The organism is Nostoc edaphicum CCNP1411, from assembly GCF_014023275.1.
GTDB classification, from domain to species: domain Bacteria; phylum Cyanobacteriota; class Cyanobacteriia; order Cyanobacteriales; family Nostocaceae; genus Nostoc; species Nostoc edaphicum_A.
In genome coordinates this window covers 3,975,997-3,996,832 of the sequence record NZ_CP054698.1, presented here as the reverse complement: position 1 = coordinate 3,996,832, position 20,836 = coordinate 3,975,997, and the positions used below count along the sequence as shown (strand labels likewise).

The following is a 20,836-nucleotide window of genomic DNA, read 5'->3' as shown; positions in this document are numbered from 1 at the left end:
CTTGCGTAGCATCTATAGCGGTCTATCTACCTTGCCAAACTATTATTATAAAATTCATGCATTCTCAACTTCCTCAACAACTTCGTAATCTGCTCAAAGCTACCAGCTTTTGGCAAGAAAACTATTTGATATTGCGAGAATTTAAACACTTTCGCAAAATTGCAATTTTAGCTCTGATATTTTCGATTTTGGCGGCAACTTTTGAAGGCGTGAGTATTGGTTTCTTACTTTCATTTTTGCAAAGTTTAACCAGCCCCAATGCTCAACCTGTCCAAACAGGAATAGAATGGTTTGATATTTGGATTCTGGGAGCCAAGACATCAGCAATTAATCGCCTCTACCGCGTATCTTTGCTGATTTTATTGAGTACTTGGTTACGTGCTACCTTCAATTATTTTTCTCAAGTCTATACTGAATTATCTCAACTACATCTTGCCGACCGCTTACGTAAGCAAATTTTTGAACAGTTACAATCTTTATCGCTGAGTTACTTTGCCAAAACTCGTTCTGGTGAACTAATTAACACAATTACCACAGAAATCGAAAAGATCAGACAGGGTTTCAGTGGCGGTGCTTTTTTAGTAACAAGAGGATTGACAACTATTGTCTACTTAATATCAATGTTTTTGATATCATGGCAACTGACGCTAATTTCAGCATTACTATTTACACTTTTAGGTGTGGGGTTGTCTAATCTGAACGCTAGAGTCAGAGAATCAAGTTTTGGGATGACAACTGCTAATGCTAATTTTACATCAACAGCCATAGAATTTATTAATGGAATTCGGACTGTTCACACCTGCGGTACTCAAGAATTTGAGCGTCAGCGTTACTACAAAGCTAGCGACAAAGTAATAAGTTCTACAACAAAAGTTGTATTCACTTGGACACTTGTGAAGCCAATTGCCGAAGGGGTAGCAACTACGGTATTGGTGGGAATGATTATTTTGGCTTTCACTAGCCTTGTTACCAATGGAACACTACAAGTTGCTTCTTTGCTAACCTTTTTCTTTGTGTTATTTCGCTTTATTCCCTTCGTTCAAGATATCAATGGGACGAGAGCATATCTCAGTACTTTACATGGTTCGGCAGACAATGTTAAAAAGCTGTTGACAACGGAGGAAAAATATTACTTTAAAAATGGCAAAGTTCAGTTTACTGGTTTAAAAAGATCAATAGATTTAGTATCTGTAGATTTTGGTTATGATGATGAAAATCTAGTGCTGCATAATATTACCCTAACTATTGAAAAGGGAAAAATGACAGCATTAGTCGGAGCCTCTGGTGCTGGTAAAACAACTCTTGCGGATTTAATTCCCAGATTTTATAATGCTACAGATGGATATCTCTATATTGATGAAATTGATATTCAGCAGTTTGAAATTAACTCTCTGCGTCGCAAAATAGCTGTTGTCAGTCAGGATACTTTTATCTTCAATACTAATGTTTGGGAAAATATTTCTTACGGGACTCCAGAAGCAACTAATGAGGAAATTCAAGAAGCAGCTAAACTAGCAAACGCACTAGAATTTATTTTAGAAATGCCCGAAGGTTTTAACACCCAATTGGGAGATCGGGGTGTTAGATTATCTGGAGGACAAAGACAGCGAATTGCTATTGCACGAGCTTTGCTAAGGAACCCCGAAATTTTGATTTTGGATGAAGCAACTAGCGCCTTAGATTCACTATCTGAGCGCTTAATTCAAGATTCATTAGAAAAGCTATCTGTTGGTAAAACAGTAATTGCGATCGCTCACCGTCTTTCTACTATTTCTAAAGCAGATAAAGTTGTAGTTTTAGAACAGGGACGGATAGTAGAACAAGGTAAATATCAAGAACTTTTGGAACTAAAAGGTAAGCTTTGGAAATATCATCAAATGCAGTATGAAGTAAGACAATCGGATTAGAAGCAATATCCGATTACCCAAAGACTTGTAACCTATAAATCGGCTGTATATTTCTACAGCCGTATGACCCTAACTATGTATCTGTAACAGTAATTGGGTGAAATTGTATCGGAGGATGTCTGAAAAGTCGCAAAGTATACTGTGAACCCCTCTCCAAACCTCTCCCCGAAACGGAGAGAGGCTTTGAAACCCCTATTCCCTTGTAGCTATGGGGGTTAGGTTTCCGAGGCTTAGATGTTATCAAAAATACTTTTCAGACATCCTCTCGCCAAAAAACAGTATTCTAAAGCTTTATTATCTTTGATAATATCCCTCTTCTGTCACTTTCCGGGAAAGTGATCGCTAGAAGCCTCATGAGGCAATCAATACAAGCTATACTATTAGAAAAAAATAGGACTTGTATTTGTTATTAGAAAATAATCGCGCAATCGCTTGTTATACAAAAGCTCTAGATTTTAGAAAAGGCAAATGTTTTCGGAGAGTGACAGAAGAGGGATATAGCGTTTCCCAGGCAACTGAGGTACATCCAAATCTTGCTCACCAAGGTTAATAGCTTTAAAAACGTACCTGACTAGGTCGGGAACCGCTATAAGTTTTTAGCAATTATCAAACTTGGTTAAATATACTAAAAAATAACAGAAAATATGTACCAGAAAATAATTGACCCAAACCTGATTTATCAATGCTCCAATTTTGATGTAGGTGAGGGCGGAGGTGTTGAAACTTATTTAGCTTCTCTATTTGAACATCGACCACACGAAGTTAGCGATCGCGTGATAAAATCACTCGATAATGTAGATCAAAGCCAGTTTAAACTGCTGCACATTCACAGCCCAGATTTGCTGTTGCAGCTTACAGGCGAATGTCCCGCAGTTTTCAGCGTTCATAATCACTCATTCTACTGTCCTAGTGGCACAAAGTATTTAGCAGAGCAGCGGACAATCTGCGATCGCAATTTCTCTTACTTAGGATGTACCTGGGGTAAGTTAATAGATAAATGTGGTAGCCGTAGGCCTTTAAGAACTCTTAGAGAACTTCAAAATACTCATCAATTATTAGATTTATTAAAAAAGGTAAAAATTACTTTTCTGGCTAATAGCGAATATGTGCGCCAAGAATTAATTAAAAATGGTGTACCCCCTGAACAAACTGTAACAATACACTGTGGTATATCTGTACCGCAAACAGCAACCGTACCCCTAAGTTTAGAAGTTCATAAAAATCATAGAATTTTGTTTGCTGGACGAATTGTTTCTGATAAAGGTCTGGAATGGTTACTCAAAACCTTAATACATACAGACCCAAAAATTCAACTTGATATTGCGGGTGAAGGCTGGGAACGACCCCGCTTAGAAAAGTTAGCAAAGACCCTCGGATTGAATGACCGAATTACTTGGCATGGTTGGTGCGATCGCGATAAAATAAATCAACTTTATCAACAGTGTTTTGCAGTCGTTTTTCCTAGTGTTTGGCCTGAACCTGCTGGTCTTGTAACTCTCGAAGCATACTCTCGTTGTCGGCCTGTAATTGGTAGTGCAGTCGGAGGAATTCCAGAACATTTACGAGATGGAGAAACGGGTATTCTTGTTCCAGGTAATGATATTCAAAAACTAGCTGATGCCATCCATGAGTTGTATAGAGATTATCAAAAAAGCCGATATATGGGCGAACAAGGTCATGCTTTATTGATGAAAGAATTTACAATGGCTGCTCATGTAAATAATCTGCGAACAATTTATGCAAAAACAATAGCTGAATTTCCTTCGAGAGCGAAAAAGTTATATAGCATCCCTCAAGCTAAATAATCTGAGTTCGCTAAAAATATCAATTAGTGCAATCTTCTACTTAGAAAAAATCAAGGGAGAACAATATGTCATTGCAGCAAGAATGCGAACCACCTTTAGTTAGCGTGATTATTCCCACCTATAACCGTTCAGAGTATCTTAAGCTAGCGATCGCTAGTGCTGTAAAACAAACTTATCAAAATATCGAAATTATTATTTCTGATAATTGTAGCCCAGAAAATCCTCAAGCACTTGTCGAATCTTTTGGTGATTCACGTATCAGATTTTGGCGACATCAGCAAAATGTGGGTATGCTTGCTAATCAGCAGCATGGCTTTAAGATGGCACAGGGTAAATATGTTGCTAGTCTCCATGATGATGATATCTGGAATGAAGATTTTTTAACAAAGCTAGTACCACTACTTGAAGCAAATTCTGAGTTAGTTATCGCTTTTTGCGACCAATATATTATAAATGCATCTGGGAAAATTAATAAAATTGGAACTGAAGAAAATACACGTGCTTACAAACGGGACAAACTAGCAAAAGGAATTCATCAATCTTTTTATAAAATTGGATTGATAGATAAAAGCATACCCACTGCTGCATCTTGTGTAATTCGCAATAATTTTATTGATTGGCATACTATTCCCTCAGAAGTTGGCGGAATGTGGGATTTATATTTAACTTACCTCTGCTGTATATCTGGTGGTAGCGCTTATTACTATCCTGAAAGATTGACGCAATATCGCGCCCATGAGCAAACTGATACTATGCTCAGTGGCAGTCGAGATGTACAGGCAAAAATTCGCAAAGCTAAAAGCGAAATGTTTTGTTATCAAGTCTTTATGGAAGACCCTCGCTTACAGCACTTTAAAACTTACTTTCAACGGAAATGGTTAGAAGCTAATACTACTTTAGGAATTGGTTTGCTGCGAAGTGAACAAATAGCCGCAGCACGCCCTTATTTTTGGCAAGTGCTGAATCAACAAAAATTTGATGTGCGAACTATAGCGGCACTTACTCTTAGTTTCACGCCGCGAGTTGTGGCAAGTAAGTTAATGAAAATACCGAAATAATGAAAAACTCCACCCACAAGGGGATGGAGTTTTTGGGCATGGGGAATGGGGAATGGGGCATGGGGAAGAAGGTACTAATTATGCCCCAAGCGACAGGGCGATTATCCCTCTCCAGACACCTGGGGATGGAGTTTACCGTCGCTTTCAATAAAGTAATAGTGAACGCAGAGGCAAGAAAATAAGATTATTTAAAATTCTTTATCTGCGGTTATGAGTGAGCTTTTATAATTAAGGAAGGTAATGGATGAAACTTTGTATTGTTACTCATAAAATCAAAAAAGGTGATGGTCAGGGGCGGGTAAACTATGAAGTTGCTAATGAAGCAATTCGTCGTGGTCATCACCTGACATTATTAGCTAGTGAAGTTGCTCCAGAACTAGAAGACAATAGCCAAGTTAATTGGATTAAAATTCCAGTCAAAGGCTATCCCACAGAATTTGTGCGTAATTTTGTATTTGCTCAAAAAAGTGCAGATTGGTTACGTCAACATCGCTCTGAAATTGATTTAGTTAAAGTCAATGGAGCGATTAATCTGGCTGCGGCTGATGTGAATGCTGTACATTTTGTCCACAGTTCATGGTTGCGATCGCCTGTTCATATTTCCCGCAACCGCCGAGACTTATATGGTTTCTATCAATGGCTGTTTACGGCTTTTAATGCCCATTGGGAAAAACAGGCTTTCCAAAAAGCGCAGGTTGTCGTAGCTGTATCGGAAAAAATTGGTCACGAATTAGTCAATATTGGTGTACCTCGTTCTCGGATTCGCGTAATTGTCAATGGCGTAGACTTAGAAGAGTTTGCCCCTGGCCAAAGCGACCGCCAAAAATTAGGTTTACCGGAAAATGTCACCCTAGCATTGTTCGCTGGAGACATCCGCACACCGAGAAAGAACTTAGATACCATACTGCACGCCTTGGTGAAAGTTCCCGATTTACATCTGGCGGTGGTGGGCCATATCGAAGGTAGTCCCTTCCCTCAACTGGCAGCTTCCTTGGGGTTAAGCGATCGCGTGCATTTTCTCGGATATCGTCGTGATATCCCCGAAATTATGCGGTCAGTAGATTTATTTATTTTTCCTTCCCGATATGAAGCTTGTAGCCTCGTATTGTTAGAAGCACTTTCTTCAGGACTACCAGTAATTACTGCCACAGCTACCGGAGGTGCAGAGTTGGTGACACCAGAATGTGGCATCGTCTTACCCGACTCAGATGATATTGATGCTTTAGCTGTGGCGTTGATGTCCTTGGTGAACGATGTCCCATTGATGCAGCAAATGAGCAAAGCAGCTCGTTCTGTGGCAGAACAACATAGCTGGATTACTATGGCACAAACTTATGTGGATCTATTCGAGGAGTTAAGCAAGAATGCGGAACACTGTTCTGATACCGACTTATCGCCGTCCACAAGACCTATCACGCTGCCTTTTGGCGCTACAGGAGCAAATTAAACCCGTTGATCAGGTGATAGTGGTTGTCCGCGATACGGATGCAGAAACTTGGCAATTCCTGGCGCAATTAAACGCGCCCAACTTGCCACTGCATACTGTGAAAGTTACACAACCGGGGGTAGTAGCAGCCCTCAACGCCGGATTGGCAGCAGTGGAAGGCGATATTGTTTCCATTACTGATGATGATGCCGCACCTCACCCAGATTGGTTAGAGCGCATCGCCGCTTACTTTACCTCAGATAGTCGCCTCGGCGGTCTGGGAGGGCGTGATTGGATACACCACGGCAGCAAATTAGAAGACGCATCCCGCCCAGTAGTAGGACAATTGCAGTGGTTTGGGCGAGTAATTGGCAACCATCACCTGGGAGTGGGAGAACCCCGCGAAGTCGATATTCTCAAGGGCGTAAACATGAGTTTTCGTAAAGAGGCAATCGGACAATTACGCTTTGATGAACGGATGCGTGGTACTGGAGCGCAAGTACACTTTGAAATGGCATTCACTCTGACATTAAAACGGGCTGGTTGGAAAATAATTTATGATCCTAATGTTGCTGTAGATCACTATCCAGCACAACGTTTTGATGAAGATCAGCGAAATAACTTTAATGAAGTTGCCTTTATTAATTTAGTTCATAACGAAACCTTAGTCTTATTAGAGCATCTGCCATTTATCCGCCGAATTGTATTTTTATTCTGGGCAATATTCGTGGGTACATGCGATAGCTTGGGCTTCGTACAATGGCTAAGATTTTTACCTAGTCAAGGGCAGTTGGCGGGGAAAAAATTGCTAGCATCTTGGCGTGGGCGTTGGCAAGGATATAAAGAATTCGTAATTCGTAATTCGTAATTAAAGTTGAAATTGATGGGTAAAGAAGTTTGTAGTAATGACTTTAGTCTTTATTTTAACGTGAATTCGACAGACCTCTCCCTCCCAGCCTCCCTCTCCGAAGCGGAAAGGGAGGAGCAACACAAAAATTAGGTTCTTAAGCCTCTCTCCGTTTCGGGGAGAGGTTTGGAGAGGGGTTCTTCAGAATCTATCGAACTCAAGTTTATTTTTTAAGCACTAAAGTGCTTACTACAAACCTTTGGTAAATCCAAAATCTAAAATTGAATGAATTCTAGACAGATACTTTTTAATAGTTTTTCACAAGAAAACTATTCTCCCCAAGAGCGATCGCTACAGGGTTGGATGGCGATCGCAGGTTTTCTATTACTGACTGTAGTTTGCTATTTTGCTGGTGCTACTGCTGCATTGCGCCTAATTTATCCGGTGACAGCTTTAATAGTAGCCGTGTTTTTATACTTGCGGCATCCCATTCTCTACATCAGCTTTACCTGGTGGATCTGGTTTCTGACGCCCTTAGCTACCCGCTTAGTTGACTATCGAGTTGGCTGGGATGCTAGCCGTCAAATGCTCATAGCACCCTATTTAGTGGTGTTTGTCACCATAGCAACTTTTTTACGACACTTTCCCCGCGCCTCTCGCCAAGGCGGATTACCCTTTGTTTTGGCTTTTATTGGAGTGTTCTATGGTTTTCTGATAGGTCTGATTTATAATCCACCTATCCCTGTAGCCCGCGGTTTATTAGATTGGCTCAGTCCGATCATCTTCGCTTTTCACTTATTTACTAATTGGCGAGATTATCCCAGCTATCGCCAGAATATTCAGCGAACATTCCTCTGGTGTGTGTTGATTTTAGGGGCTTATGGCGTATACCAATTCGTGGTAGCTCCTGAATGGGACAGATATTGGCTCATCGAATCAAAATTATTCACCAGTTCTGGAAACCCCGTACCCTTTGGGATGCGCGTCTGGAGTACATTGCATTCAGTCGGCCCCTTTGGTGCTGTTATGCAGGCTGGGTTACTGTTGTTATTTACTAGTTCAGGGAATTTAATTTTTCCTGCTTCAGCTGTTGGTTACTTATCTTTTTTGTTGACGCAAGCACGTACTAATTGGGGAGGCTGGTTATTTGGAGTAATTATGATTATGGGTTCAGTCAAAACCCGAATTCAAATGCGTTTAATTGGCATAATCGTGGTGATGGCAATTTGTGTTGTGCCATTGACAACTATCGAGCCAATTGCCGGAGTGGTAGCAGCGCGTTTGGAAACTTTGTCCAGTCTTGAAGATGACGGCAGCTTTCAAGATAGATCGGGAAGTTATGACAAAAATCTTGGTTTAGCCCTTTCTAATGCTTTAGGTAATGGGTTAGGAAATATTTGGAAAGTCAACGAAAAAACTGGTCAAATTGAAGTGGTGGTGATTGATAGCGGTATTTTAGATATGTTTTTCACTCTTGGTTGGTTTGGAGCCATCTTTTATATGGGTGGATTAATTTTTTTAATTATTAGTGTCAGCAAATATGGTGAAGGTCGTTTTGATAGTTTTATCAGTGCTGCCCGCGCTATTGGTATTAGTTCTGCTACTCAGCTAGTTATTGGTAGTGGGATGTTAAGCGTCGCAGGGATGATTCTTTGGGGATTTTTAGCTATGGCTATGGCGGGACATAAATATTATCAACATCAAAATAATTCGTTAAGTGGTCATTAGTCATCGAAACAGAATTCAGGAGTCAGGAGTCAGAATGGGCTAAACGCCCCGCTACCGCTAACAGAATGAATTTTGTACGAGTGGCGGATAGCGCCGGCGGCAAGCGAGTCCGCGTTCGCGTAGCGTCTCGTAGAGAGCGTCTTGATTCTGACTCCTGAATTCTGACTTCTGAATTCTTCTTCAATAGTCATTTGTCATTGGATTTTGTTAAAAGACGAAACTTATAACTTAAATAGGAATGATATAGATTATGAAAGTAATTATTGTAATGCCGCTGGCTGAACAACGAGGCGGCGGTGAAATGATGCTTTGGGATTTGGTGAAGCAGGGACGTAATGCTGGTGTCGAGTGGCTGGTGATATTTTTAGAAGACGGCCCGATGGTCGAACAAGTAAGGTCGCTTGGTATTGATACGCGAGTTGTGGAAAGTGGGCGTTTACGCCAAATCCACCGTTTTATTGCCGCCGTTTTTCGGATAGCTGCGATCGCACGCCGCGAACGTGCAGATATAATTGTCAATTGGATGTGGATCACGCATATATCTGGAGGTTTGGCGGCGATACTGGCGGGCTTGCCAGCTATATGGTATCAACTAGAAGTACCTAGTGATAAGACTTGGTTAGTACGATTTGCTACTTTAATCCCAGCGCGGGCAATTATCACTCTCTCCCAAGATGGTAAGCAAGCACAGGCAGAAATTTGGCCCCACAGACCAACACCTTTGGTTTATCCTGGTGTCGCATTAGACCGATTTGAGCCTAATGCTTTACCAACTCCAGAAGAAGCACGCCGGAAACTGGGCTTACCTTTACACGGGCCGTTGATTGGAATTGTTGGGCGATTGCAACGATGGAAGGGAATGCACGTATTGGTGCAAGCAATGCCCAAAATTTTACAGAAGTATCCCGATGCCCATTGTGTTGTGGTTGGCGGTAAACATGATTTGGAGCCGGATTATGAGGACTTCTTAAAAACTGAAATCGCAACCTTGGGCTTGAAAGAGCAAGTAATTATGGCTGGGCTACAGCGTAATATCCCAGAGTGGGTACAGGCGATGGATGTATTCGTTCATGCATCGGATAAAGAGCCGTTTGGGATTGTGATTATTGAGGCGATGGCACTGGGTAAACCTGTGATTGCTGGTGATGCAGGTGGCCCGACGGAAATTATTACCGATGGCATGAATGGACTATTAACACCTTACGGCGATGCAGAGAAATTAGCGATCGCAATTCTCCGCTATCTTGACGAACAAGAATTTGCCCGGAGTGCGGGAGTAGCCGCCAGACAACGCGCCCTCGATTTTTCAACGCAGAACTATGCCCAAAATTTTATTAATGCAATTCGTTCTGCGATGCCTAGCACTCTATCGCAAAAGTTTTAATCCTTGTTGTAAACAATGCTGAGTGCGATTATTAACGCCATGTGCGACTTTATCTCAAACCTAACCCCTAACCCCTTCCCTACAAGGGAAGGGGAGCAAAAATCAAAGCCTCTCTCCTTTTAGGAGAGAGGTTTGGAGAGAGGTCAGAATATTAAGTTGCACATCGCGTATTATTACTTTATTTTTACTCAGCACTCAGCACTCATTACTCAGCACTCCTTAACTAAGCACTTCTCAAGGCCACAATGGGGTCGAGTTTAGCGGCGCGACGTGCAGGAACAACGCCAAAAAATAAACCAATACCTCCAGAGACACCAACTGCCATAGTAATCGCTACAGGAGAAAGACTCGCTTCTAAAGGTGTCAAGGCTCCCACTAATAGGATGCCACTAATACCAACCGCAGTCCCAACTAAACCGCCAGCTGCGGAAACTATCACTGCCTCAATGATGAACTGTAGCAAAATATCTTGCTCAGTTGCCCCGATCGCTTTTCGCAATCCGATTTCTTGGGTGCGTTCGGTGACGGAAACTAGCATAATATTCATGATGCCGATGCCGCCGACAAATAACGATATGCCTGCGATCGCAGCTAGCATAATTGTCAATGCACCTGTAATTTGACCGACAGTTTGCAAAGCATCTTTCTGGGTGCGAAGAGTAAAGTCATCTTCACCATTAATTTTGTGCCGTAGACGTAACAAATTAGTAATTTGAAATTCTGCTGCATCCACGCTCTCTGAATCACGAGCTGCCGCGACAAGGTAATCTAAAGCAATACCATAGGGAGAATTCTTTCCCACAAGTCGGTTTGCTGAAGTTGTAATTGGTATTAAGGCAGCATCATCATAATCTGCTCCCACACTGGAACCTTTGGCTATTAACGTCCCAATCACTTGAAAGCTGGTATTTCCAACTCGCAATTGCTCACCTATCGGGTTACTATTACCGAATAGTTTTTCTGCCAAGTCTCCACCTAGTACAACGACTTGGTTATTTCGCTTCATGTCTACATCGCTGAAAAACCTGCCTTTATCAGTTTCAAAATCCCGCACTGATAGGAAGCTGGGAGTTGTGCCAATGATGTTGACATCGGTGTTTTTATTGCGATATGTAACTACCTGTCTTCTGTTTAACTCTGGCGCAACTCCCACTACTGTTGGTACTTGAGAAGCGATCGCTTCCGCATCTTGCAACACCAGAGTTTTTGGCACTTCAAAGGATATCCGCTGAGTTTCTCGATTACCTGGCAGTACAAATAGCACATTTGGCCCTAGTGACTCCAGCTGTTTATTAACGAACTTTTGCCCACCTTCGCCAATCCCAATCATGGCAATCACTGAGGCGTTGCCAATAACTATACCCAACATCGTGAGGGCACTACGCAGCTTATTCGATAGCAGAGTTTTCCCCGCCATTTGGACACTTTCTAAAAAATTCATGTTTTAAACAATTACTAATTACGAATTATTCTGTTCTTTCGCCTTTTCAATTTTGTAGTCTTTAGGTGGGTTCACAAAAACGCGATCGCCTTCTTTAATTCCCCCTAAAATCTGAGTTTGGTCTTGAATTTGCGCCCCAATTGTAACTTCGCGGAACTGGGGTTTATTGTTTGCATCTGGTATGAGTACCCCAGTTTGACCCTTTTCGGTGACGATTGACACCGTTGGTAACACTAAGGCATTATTAACGCGATCGCCCAAGAAAGTCAGATCCACATTTAAGCCAGAACGCAGTTTATCTGTGCCAGTATCGAGACTAACCCGCACCTGGAAGGATGTTACACCTTGTTCCACCACTGCTTCGGGAGCAATCAGGCGCACTTTACCTTTAAAAACTTGATCGGGATAGGCATCGGCGACAATTTCCACCTGCTGTCCCTGCTTAATTCTGCCAATATCGGCTTCGGGAACTTGAGCTAATACTTCTAAACCCCTTGCTACGGCGACAATTGAACTAGAAGTTGCTGACGCACTAGCAGAAGCAGAGGTTGTCGGTGTGACAAATGCCCCTGGATCAGCATATTTTTGGGTAACAATTCCCGAAAGAGGAGCGCGAATAATAGTCTCATCTAACTGCACTTGCACACCCTTCAATTGAGCCTCAGCGGATGCAACAGCGGCTTGACGCTGGACAATTTCTTCAGAACGGGTGCCATCTTCTAACAGTACCAATGCTGCTCGTGCTTCATTCACAGCGGCTTGGCGTTGGTCGATTTCCTCAGTCCGAGTGCCACTTTGGACTAATGACAATCGTTTTTTAGCTTCTTCTAGACTAGCTCTAGCACTTTTGTCGTCGCTGATGGCTTGATCGAGTAATTGTTTTCTCTCTGCTCCCTCTTTATACAAGTATTGATAACGCTTTACCTGTTCACCGGTGTAATTCACCCTTGCTTGAGCTGCATCCACTTGTGATTGAGATTGAGCAATCTCTTGAGGACGATTACCAGCCTTAGCCGCAGCTAGTTGGGCTTGTGCTTGTGCTAATCGCGCCCTAGATTGAGCGATTTCTTGAGGACGACTACCAGCAACGGCTTGGGCTAGCTGTGCTTGACTTTGGGCTAAGTTGGCACGGTACTGGCTCCTTTGAGCTTCGATGCTGGCACTATCCATCCGGGCGAGAATTTGCCCTTGTTGAATGCGATCGCCTTGTTCCACGTATAATTGCGACAGCACACCGGGGTTCTTCGGACTAATATTTACGCTCTGAACTGGTACGACTTTGCCACTAGCTGTAATCCGCAATGTCACATTTTGTGCTGCCACTGGCACAGTTAATTGAGCAATATCTTCTTTGTTTGTCCCTTGATTTACCAAGGTATAGGTTGTAACTGTACCTACAACCAAAGCACCCCCTGCCATCAGCCCCATCAGCCAGCGTAATGGATACTTAACTTTGCCAATAACCGGAATTTCTATGTGCGTAGCCATGTTAAAGAAGCCTGTAAATCTTGTTATATAAGAGTAGCTTTTAGTTAGAGAACAAATTGAGAATACGGGGTTGTTAAAGCTTTAGGATTAAATTTTTATGAGTGAAGAAACAACTAGTACCGCAAGGCGGAATTAAAAATTAAAAATTAAAAATGAAGACAGCGTAAGGGTTTTGTTGATTGGGAATGGGTGGTTTATTTCCGCCGTACTGTACTAGACGCATATAGGACTCGTATTTGATTTGAAAAAAACTCAGTACACTTTTATTCCTTCTTCCCTGTTCCCTATTCCCTGTTCCCTGTTCCCTCCCTACGTAAATAATTTCAGGAATCAAAGCGGATTCCTATAGTGTGCTTCATATTTGCTTAATCTTCCTTCATACTAGGCATTAGTATTTCTGTATGTCTTCACCTGAATGGGTGACTTTAGCCACAATGTATTAGTGCAATCCTGAACCATTCGTGAGATTCTACGGCTTGCAATTCTCACAAATTTAATAGGATTGCTATGGTGCAATCAGGGATTAGTTGCTCTGTATCCTTTTCCCTATTCCCAAGGCAGTTTGTAATTATTGCTGAAATTGGGTTAGTAACCAAGCACCAACTTGACTTTGATTTATTTGGCGAATCTGTCGTAATGCTAATCCTGCTAATACCTGAGATTCTGTAATTCGCCTACTACCTTGGTTCTCAATGGCAAAAGCCATAACTTGGACATTCTGGACATTTAAAATCCAGTATTCTTTCACTCCTAAATCTTCGTACAAAAGCTGTTTTTCACCTTGATCATCAGCAAGTGAAGTATTCGCAACTTCAATAACTAAATCTGGTGGTGGATATATATCTAGATTAATGATTGAAGTTCCATAAGAAATAACACCCACATTTTCACCAATATAGTAACATGCGTCAGCTTCCCGCTTCCTTGCGAGAGTTCAAGGGGTCGTAATGATTTACTCCTTTTGCCTCCTGCCTCCTTTACGATACTTAAACTGATCTACTACTGTAAAACTAGTACATCGTGGAGAAGATTTTCCGCCATATTTTTCTGTATTTGATTCCAAATTATGGAAATAAATTTGTCCAGGTCGAATGGTTTAAGTAAATATTCTTCAAACTCTACATCTGGAATTTGGTCATGAGTACCTGTGGTAGATGTCGAAGTCACAATGATTGGAATATGATTACCATTATCTGCTTCCATAGCACTCAATGTGTTGAGCAATGTATAAATACTTTCACCGAAAAACCTAATTTCACAGACAATGATGTTGGGTGTAAACCAACTCAGGGTTTCTAAAGCTTCTTTTACTGAACCGGCGGTAATCACATTTGCGCTCAGGTCTTTGAGTAAAAATGCGTACAAATCTCTACTATCGCGATCGTTGTCTACAACAAGTACTTGTACACCTTTAAGTATCCCAACTGCCAAGCAAAAGTCATTGATTAAATTCATAATAAGACCTGCGATTAAGGCTTAAGTGCAAAGTGATCTAAAAAATCCTTAGTCTTAAGGAGAGCAGAGAACCGAATAGGTCAAATAAAAAGTAGCAGAAAACCACTTAAGGCTTAAAATTACTAGGTTATGTTCTTATACTATGAGCAAGTGTTGTTTGATTTCCTAAATGAGTTGATTAATTACGACACAAAACGTAGGAAAGCTTTACAAATTACAAAAATTTCTGCTTCATCTGTAAGGGGATGTTTTAAAAGTCCTCTAGTCGGTAGCAAAACGTTTTAGATCCCCTTAAATCCCTCTTTTTAAGGGGGACTTTTAGGATTTCCCCCTCAAAAAGGCTACTGTGCATACACAAGTCTGAAATAGCTGATTAATCAAGGTTTTACCCCACCCTAACCCTCCCCTTGCAAACTACGGTGTACACACATCTTTGTGCTAGGTGCAAAATGTCGTTTGATCCCCCTAAATCCCCCTTAAAAAGGGGGACTTTAATTCTAGTTCCCCCCTTTTTTAAGGGGGGTTAGGGGGGATCTAAACGTTGTGGGGCTGGGTTATCAGACTTCTGTGTACACCGTAGCCCCTTGCAAAGGGGAGGGAACTAGATTTATTTTTCCCCCCAATGCATCGGGGGATTAAGGGGGGTAATTCAATTTGTGTATACACCGTAGCCTAAAAAAGAGGGGTTGAGGGGATTGACAAGTGCCTAAAATTACAACCAACCACTTTTAAAACATCCTTTAAAGAGTTAACAAATAGAACTATTGCCATTCCCTATCCTCAAGTTCCTTCTGAGGCAACAATAAGGTGGCTTCAATTTCTTGCCTGATAGCGGCGGTTACTTCACAATTGCTATGCAGGCAATCGAGTAGTAACTGATTAGCATCGTAGTAATATTGTAACACTTGCTGTTGTTCAGTACTAAACTGCCACTGGTGGTTAATGTTGCGATAATTAATGATCGTCTTTTTTAACTGTTCAGCCCAGGCTGAATAGTTTGTCTGCAACCATAGCTGAAACCGTTCTTGACTTTGACGAGAATTTGGAAATTGGTCAGAGAGTTGTTGTAGGGATTTATGGAGTCCAACATCTAGAACAATGCCTAGAATGATTGACAGAGCATCTCCACAGGCGTGGATGTGGGCAAAATCCTGGTTCCCATCAATTGCACACTCCAGCAGCAGGTCATCTAATGCGGCATCCAGAAACATGCCTTGGTCGAGGCTGCTAGCTAGAGCAAAGTGGGGAGCTACGTGAGGAGTCCGACTCAAGGCGAGGTAAAATGCTCGAACTGTCGCATCTTTTGTTTGGGTGGGAATACTGCGAGATTTTTGGCTAGCCCATGCTAAAAACTCTTGTAAATAAGCGTCTTGGGCAACTAGTGCATCAATCTGTTGCTTCATCAACTGTACTAAAGAGTCTGCACTCCGAAGCATGGTGGCGGTTAATAAGAAGATTTCGCGCCAGTGCGGGTCGGTGATATGACTGACCAGACCTGCGAGTGCTTGCCCAAATGCCTCTAGGTTATGGCTGGCAACGATTTTCCTGGCTGTGAAGTATTCTTGAAAGGCCAGATAGGAGAAAGAAAAAATTCCCCGCGCCCGTTCTGCTAATAGCCCATGTTGAGCCTCGATTGCCTTCAGCGCTGCTTCGCTTTCTATTTGCAGTTCGTCTGCATCCATTGGCACATTGGTCAAATTCTGAATATAGTCACCAATATATTGCTCAACGATGCGTTGCTCAAAAAAGTACTGACCTTCCTCAAATGTCGCGGCTGCAATCTGACTCAATAATTTAAGCTTTTGTGGTAATAAAAATCCTCGGTAAATGTTATCTCGTTCAATACCTTTAGCTTCATCCCATTTACCCAATAGAAGGTCTAAACCTTGCTTATAAAAGTCAGTCCGCTTAGTCGGAAATTTTTCTTGACCGTGAAACACCCAGCAGGCAAGATGCAGAAATAGGGGTGTGACGACGAGTTGGCGAAATTGCCAGTTTTCAGCTAAGTCTAGCTTCTGAATAAACTCAGCGGACTGTGCTTGACCATCTTGAGTGTTGGTCTTGCTAAAGGCCACAAACCATTTTTGAGCGAAGGCTTGGATTTGTTCTGAGGTAAATGGGGCAATTTCAACATCGGTAAAGCCTCTGAGTCTAAGTCTTTGAGATGCTGTTCGACAGGTGGCTACCAATTTATTTTTGTGATACTTCTCTGAAAATCTACGAATTTCGCTTAAGACAGCATTGCTTTGTTGGTTAAGAATTTCATCCATGCCATCAAGCAACAATAACACTCTGCCTGCACTAAACAAGGTTTCGATGACTGAGGGATCTGAAATTCCGGATGTGATAAACTCCTGGCGGATGTACTTTAATAGGCTGAAGTCGTTGGTAATCTTATACTCTTGGGCAAAGTTTCTCAGTGTGATAAATATCGGCACATGATTTGCCGCAAATGCGCCTTGGTTACACTGAATGGCGAGATGTTGCAAAAAGGTGGTTTTACCTACTCCTGGTTTGCCTAGCACCCTGAGCTTGGAGTGTGTTTCAACTGCCTGTGTACCAGGTATCTGGTTTAAGCCAATTTCACCTAAGCCAAAACGGTCAAATTCTTTAGGATCAAGTTTTTGCAGTTCGGTGATTTCTAACCACTGTTGACTGGCAATTTCCTCCAAAATATTCACATCTACATATATGTCATCGATCGCAACAGGACGGCTGATATCCAATAACTGCAAAATACCACACTGGTCTTGAATTTTGTCGAAGCGTTGCGATCGCACCTGTTGCACTAATATATCAACATCTAGCACAGGAGGTTGGGTGTATTCTTCTAGTTCCAAGAATTCTGCCGGCGGATTGGTAGCAATCTCCCGCCAATTCAGTTGCAAAATCAAACAAATTTCAATAAAGGTATGACGCTCAACCGGACGACCACTGAAAAACCGCCAAATTGGTTGTCTAGTCTTGAGGTTGACTTCTGCTGCTAGATTGTCTTGTGTCCACCCCTTGAGAGTAAATGCTCTTTTAGCCTGTTGAATTCCAGTGATTGATGCTTGGAGCGATCGCTTGACCATAGGACAAAAACCCTGCTCCGAAATCATGAACTTTAACTTTTATAAATATATGCAATCTTATAACTGTTGTTGTGATAATAGCATTTTACTTGCTTAAAGTTATACGAAATCCCAGAGTTACTCTCAAGTTTTTAAACTTTTGCAACAAACTCAAACGTTATATATTTATCTTATACATTTTAAGCGTTGCCAATACCTGAATTCAAACAATTGTTGTTTTGAATAAAAGAAACCTCTCTCCTCTTAGAGGATGTTTTAAAAGTTCTCTAGTCGGTAGTAAAACGTTTTAGATCCCCCTAAATCCCCCGATAAATTGGGGGAATTTTAGAGACTCCCCTTTTTAAGGGCTACGGTGTATACACAAGTACTTTTCACCCCCTCTAACTCCCCCTTGCAAAGGGGGAGAACCGGATATTTCCCCCCAATGCATCGGGGGGATTAAGGGGGGTAAATCAAGGGTTTGCGCTTCATTACCAAGATGTGTGTACACGTAGCTTTTTAAGGGGGGTTGGGGGGATCAACAAGCGCCTAAAATTACAGCCAAACACTTTTAAAACATCCTCTGAGGAGAGAGGTATAACATTTAACTTGATTGAGTTACTTAAAATATATCTAGACACTTGTGAAGTAGTTACTATAAATAGTTTCTAGCTCACACACATGATTCGTTATCTATACATTTGTTACCTGAGGAATCAACAATGATGTGGATGACACCGTTATCATCAACAGCATTGGGTTTTGAGACTGTGGGGTATAATCTACGTTCACATTATGGAAAGGATCAATTTTCAAACTTGAACCTTCAATCGGCTTTATGGGCATTATCTTGCCAGAAACAACGTGATAGGTCAGGAGTTCCTGAAGCTTATTAATATTGTTAAGCAATGTCTCTACAGTATCTGCTGGAAGCTTTGCAAAAGCTTGATCTGTGGATGCAGAGGCGATAAACGAGTCAACACCTTTGAGAGTATCTATCAGATTAGCAGCCTTGATTGCATTGACAAGGCTGCTAAAAGAACCAGCGGTAAAGGCATTATCAACAGTATTAGCCATTTATTTCACTTGGTTTTATTTAATTTGTTAATTCTTGTTAGCATTACATCTTAGTGTTAGAAATCATGTTTGAGCAAACGGTTGAATAGCGTATAAGTTGTATGATATGAGCAAAAAAATTAAAAAATTAATTGAAGAAGAATTCAGAAGTCAGAATGGGCTAAACCTTAGCTATCCGCTAACAGGAGTCAGAATGAAGATGCTCTCTACGAGACGCTAAAAGTGAACGCGGACTCAACGCTACGCTATTAGTGGGGGATTCAGATCCGCCACTGTCTTGTTGACCACTAATGCAGATTTAGTGAGAGTGCAAAAATACCCTGGATTCATTCTGTTAGCAGTAGCGGGGCGTTTAGCCCATTCTGGCTCCTGACTCCTGAATTCTGTTTCGATTAAAATACAACAGAATTTAGAAGTTATGAAGTCAATGGAAAAATCTTGTTAGCGAAATGAGAAAGCAAACTCCAGTTTACTTGCGGAATCTACCGAAGTGAGCCAGCAATTTCCAGTTTGCTTGCTGAATCTACCGAAATGAGAAAGCAATCAAGCATTTTGAGAAAGCAATATGGCTTTTTGCTTGCTGAATCTACTGAAATGAGAAAGCAATCAAGCATTTTGAGAAAGTAATATGGCTTTTTGCTTACAGAAAATACTAAAACGAGAAAGCAAACACCCTATCTACGTCAAGGATTGGAGTGTGACTTTACCCATAAGCTTGCCGTTGCGGCAATGTTATGCTTTATGTACATTCACTAATTATTTGTCAATTTAACAAAATATTGTCGCAAAATTTCAAATGCCTAAACTCCTGATATAGCAAGGATTATGTCAGGGGTTTTGCTATTTAAAAAAGTTATACCCATCCAAGTTGGTATTCACAAATTAGATGTCAAATGCCAGATATTTCACAATTTAATTGTCAATCTCCAGAAACCAATAAAAATCATAACTTTTCGTAAATTAACCTGAGTTCGGGTTAAGCCAAAAGCTAAAAAGCTTACAATGAAGCAATCGCAAAGTCTAGATGTTGCGATTGCTTCTCTTCGAGACGCTTCGCGAACGCTCCATTTCATTTCGCTCGCAATCACAAAATATGTTTTTACACATTTGGGATGCTCCCGGAATAGGAAATAGAAAACAGCAAAGAGCTAATCAGCAACAAGGAAGAGGCTTGAAAGTATGCTAGTGTTGCGGTTTGAATTAATTACACAAATTTTGTCCTTCTTTCCTGCTCCCTGCTATATTTTATGGAAGCATTTTAGGACGACTGATAATTAGTACCTGCACTTGACCATCACCAGTGTTGATTGCTAATACTGGAGGACGTTGATCCCGTTTTGCATCAGCAGGCATTGCAGGAAACAGATAAACCCAATTGTTGTTTTCAATTAGCAATCGCCAAACAATAGGTTGCTTTGGATTAGTTGTTAGATCGTTTGTTTCTCGTCCATAAATTCGTTGGAATTGCTCAACATCTCCAATGATGCGAGAATTCTTCAAATCAGGATTTGTCAAATCCTCCAGATTGAGTCCTAAAGGACTTTTGTCTTGTGGACTGACTAGAGTCACAACAGGTCTAATTGAGGTTGTATTAACTGCATCCCGGAAAGCATCAGCAGCACCTTGCCAACAACCTAACCAAAATAAAGCAGCCAAAATCCAGGCAACAACAATGATTTCATGGCGTAAAGGCAGAGGTAGAAATTGAGCAAAAGAACGCAAACGTTGAAACAGCCAAAAGTTGTGTACTTTTTGCGTAAAAGTAGTAATAAGTGATTTTGAGGTACCAGATCGGCTGACTGGCTTTGGTAAACAAATAATCCAAAGACTGAATTGAATTAATATAACAGTAATAATCAGAGCTACTAACGCTCGTAAAAATATCCAGATATTACCTAGAATAACTTGGATTGGTACTAATAAAAAAGACTCAAATGGAAAATTTAACGCAGTAATTTCTATTTCAAAAAAACTAAAGTAAGCCCAGCGATATATCCAGCCAATAAAGTAAAGGAAGATAGCTAAGACGCCAAGCAAACTAGCGAAGCTTCCTAAAAAATTGGTGTTGGAAGAATGGTCAGGAGTAGGGGACATAATTACGATCAGAATTACTAAGAATTTAGTTATAGCTACCTACTAGCAGACCAGATAAAACGACCCCACTAAA

At 41.3% G+C, this 20,836-nt stretch carries 14 protein-coding genes and 1 pseudogene; 7 read left to right on the top strand and 8 right to left on the bottom strand.

Going from position 1 to position 20,836, the window contains the following annotated elements; genetic code table 11:
* Window positions 1-56 precede the first annotated feature (56 nt).
* From hepA to HUN01_RS19320, 6 genes are all read left to right on the top strand, one after another.
* On the top strand, window positions 57-1,907 hold the full coding sequence (hepA, locus tag HUN01_RS19345) for a heterocyst formation ABC transporter subunit HepA (RefSeq protein WP_181927558.1): 1,851 nt from the start codon (window positions 57-59) through the stop codon (window positions 1,905-1,907).
* A gap of 644 nt (window positions 1,908-2,551) precedes the next feature.
* Window positions 2,552-3,712, top strand: coding sequence for a glycosyltransferase family 4 protein (locus HUN01_RS19340; protein WP_181927557.1), 1,161 nt, complete (start codon window positions 2,552-2,554; stop codon window positions 3,710-3,712).
* Between the two features lie 65 nt (window positions 3,713-3,777).
* On the top strand, window positions 3,778-4,770 hold the full coding sequence (locus HUN01_RS19335) for a glycosyltransferase family 2 protein (RefSeq protein ID WP_181927556.1): 993 nt from the start codon (window positions 3,778-3,780) through the stop codon (window positions 4,768-4,770).
* Window positions 4,771-5,014: 244 nt separating this feature from the next.
* The gene (locus tag HUN01_RS19330) at window positions 5,015-6,217 is read left to right on the top strand and encodes a glycosyltransferase family 4 protein (protein WP_181927555.1); all 1,203 of its coding nucleotides are present in this window, start codon (window positions 5,015-5,017) and stop codon (window positions 6,215-6,217) included.
* Complete coding sequence (locus tag HUN01_RS19325; RefSeq protein WP_181927554.1) at window positions 6,135-7,064, top strand: glycosyltransferase family 2 protein; 930 nt, start codon at window positions 6,135-6,137, stop codon at window positions 7,062-7,064. Before HUN01_RS19330 ends, HUN01_RS19325 begins: the two co-directional genes overlap by 83 nt.
* Window positions 7,065-7,328: 264 nt before the next feature.
* On the top strand, window positions 7,329-8,771 hold the full coding sequence (locus tag HUN01_RS19320; protein WP_181927553.1) for an O-antigen ligase domain-containing protein: 1,443 nt from the start codon (window positions 7,329-7,331) through the stop codon (window positions 8,769-8,771).
* A gap of 22 nt (window positions 8,772-8,793) precedes the next feature.
* Here HUN01_RS19320 and HUN01_RS19315 read toward each other — a convergent pair whose 3' ends face one another.
* Window positions 8,794-8,955 carry a hypothetical protein gene (locus tag HUN01_RS19315; RefSeq protein WP_181927552.1) on the bottom strand — a complete coding sequence of 54 codons (162 nt, stop codon included), beginning with the start codon at window positions 8,953-8,955 and terminating at the stop codon, window positions 8,794-8,796.
* Between the two features lie 66 nt (window positions 8,956-9,021).
* On the opposite strand from HUN01_RS19315, the gene HUN01_RS19310 reads away from it, so the two are divergent.
* Window positions 9,022-10,155: a glycosyltransferase family 4 protein gene (locus HUN01_RS19310; protein WP_181927551.1), complete on the top strand. Its 1,134-nt coding sequence runs from the start codon at window positions 9,022-9,024 to the stop codon at window positions 10,153-10,155.
* A 223-nt stretch (window positions 10,156-10,378) separates the two neighbouring features.
* On the opposite strand, the gene HUN01_RS19305 is transcribed toward HUN01_RS19310, so the two are convergent.
* The 7 genes and pseudogenes from HUN01_RS19305 to HUN01_RS19275 form a co-directional block, all read right to left on the bottom strand.
* The gene (locus HUN01_RS19305) at window positions 10,379-11,596 is read right to left on the bottom strand and encodes an ABC transporter permease (RefSeq protein ID WP_181927550.1); all 1,218 of its coding nucleotides are present in this window, start codon (window positions 11,594-11,596) and stop codon (window positions 10,379-10,381) included.
* An 18-nt stretch (window positions 11,597-11,614) separates the two neighbouring features.
* A complete protein-coding gene (locus HUN01_RS19300; RefSeq protein ID WP_181927549.1) occupies window positions 11,615-13,084 on the bottom strand; it encodes an efflux RND transporter periplasmic adaptor subunit in 1,470 nt (489 codons plus the stop codon).
* A gap of 568 nt (window positions 13,085-13,652) precedes the next feature.
* Window positions 13,653-13,967, bottom strand: coding sequence for a Uma2 family endonuclease (locus HUN01_RS19295; RefSeq protein ID WP_238845477.1), 315 nt, complete (start codon window positions 13,965-13,967; stop codon window positions 13,653-13,655).
* Between the two features lie 116 nt (window positions 13,968-14,083).
* Complete coding sequence (locus HUN01_RS19290; protein ID WP_181927548.1) at window positions 14,084-14,539, bottom strand: response regulator; 456 nt, start codon at window positions 14,537-14,539, stop codon at window positions 14,084-14,086.
* A gap of 761 nt (window positions 14,540-15,300) precedes the next feature.
* A complete protein-coding gene (locus HUN01_RS19285; protein WP_181932739.1) occupies window positions 15,301-17,613 on the bottom strand; it encodes an NACHT domain-containing protein in 2,313 nt (770 codons plus the stop codon).
* Between the two features lie 652 nt (window positions 17,614-18,265).
* A pseudogene (locus HUN01_RS19280) lies at window positions 18,266-18,669 on the bottom strand (fasciclin domain-containing protein).
* Window positions 18,670-19,914: 1,245 nt separating this feature from the next.
* On the bottom strand, window positions 19,915-20,763 hold the full coding sequence (locus HUN01_RS19275; protein ID WP_181927547.1) for a hypothetical protein: 849 nt from the start codon (window positions 20,761-20,763) through the stop codon (window positions 19,915-19,917).
* Window positions 20,764-20,836 lie beyond the last annotated feature (73 nt).

Bases quoted from the DNA above. Each gene is read 5' to 3' on its own strand.
- HUN01_RS19310 (WP_181927551.1), top strand. From the start codon at position 9,022: ATGAAAGTAATTATTGTAATGCCGCTGGCTGAACAACGAGGCGGCGGT.
- HUN01_RS19305 (WP_181927550.1), bottom strand. From the start codon at position 11,596: ATGAATTTTTTAGAAAGTGTCCAAATGGCGGGGAAAACTCTGCTATCG.
- hepA (WP_181927558.1), top strand. From the start codon at position 57: ATGCATTCTCAACTTCCTCAACAACTTCGTAATCTGCTCAAAGCTACC.
- HUN01_RS19275 (WP_181927547.1), bottom strand. From the start codon at position 20,763: ATGTCCCCTACTCCTGACCATTCTTCCAACACCAATTTTTTAGGAAGC.
- HUN01_RS19290 (WP_181927548.1), bottom strand. From the start codon at position 14,539: ATGAATTTAATCAATGACTTTTGCTTGGCAGTTGGGATACTTAAAGGT.
- HUN01_RS19325 (WP_181927554.1), top strand. From the start codon at position 6,135: ATGCGGAACACTGTTCTGATACCGACTTATCGCCGTCCACAAGACCTA.
- HUN01_RS19300 (WP_181927549.1), bottom strand. From the start codon at position 13,084: ATGGCTACGCACATAGAAATTCCGGTTATTGGCAAAGTTAAGTATCCA.
- HUN01_RS19335 (WP_181927556.1), top strand. From the start codon at position 3,778: ATGTCATTGCAGCAAGAATGCGAACCACCTTTAGTTAGCGTGATTATT.
- HUN01_RS19340 (WP_181927557.1), top strand. From the start codon at position 2,552: ATGTACCAGAAAATAATTGACCCAAACCTGATTTATCAATGCTCCAAT.
- HUN01_RS19330 (WP_181927555.1), top strand. From the start codon at position 5,015: ATGAAACTTTGTATTGTTACTCATAAAATCAAAAAAGGTGATGGTCAG.
- HUN01_RS19320 (WP_181927553.1), top strand. From the start codon at position 7,329: ATGAATTCTAGACAGATACTTTTTAATAGTTTTTCACAAGAAAACTAT.
- HUN01_RS19285 (WP_181932739.1), bottom strand. From the start codon at position 17,613: ATGGTCAAGCGATCGCTCCAAGCATCAATCACTGGAATTCAACAGGCT.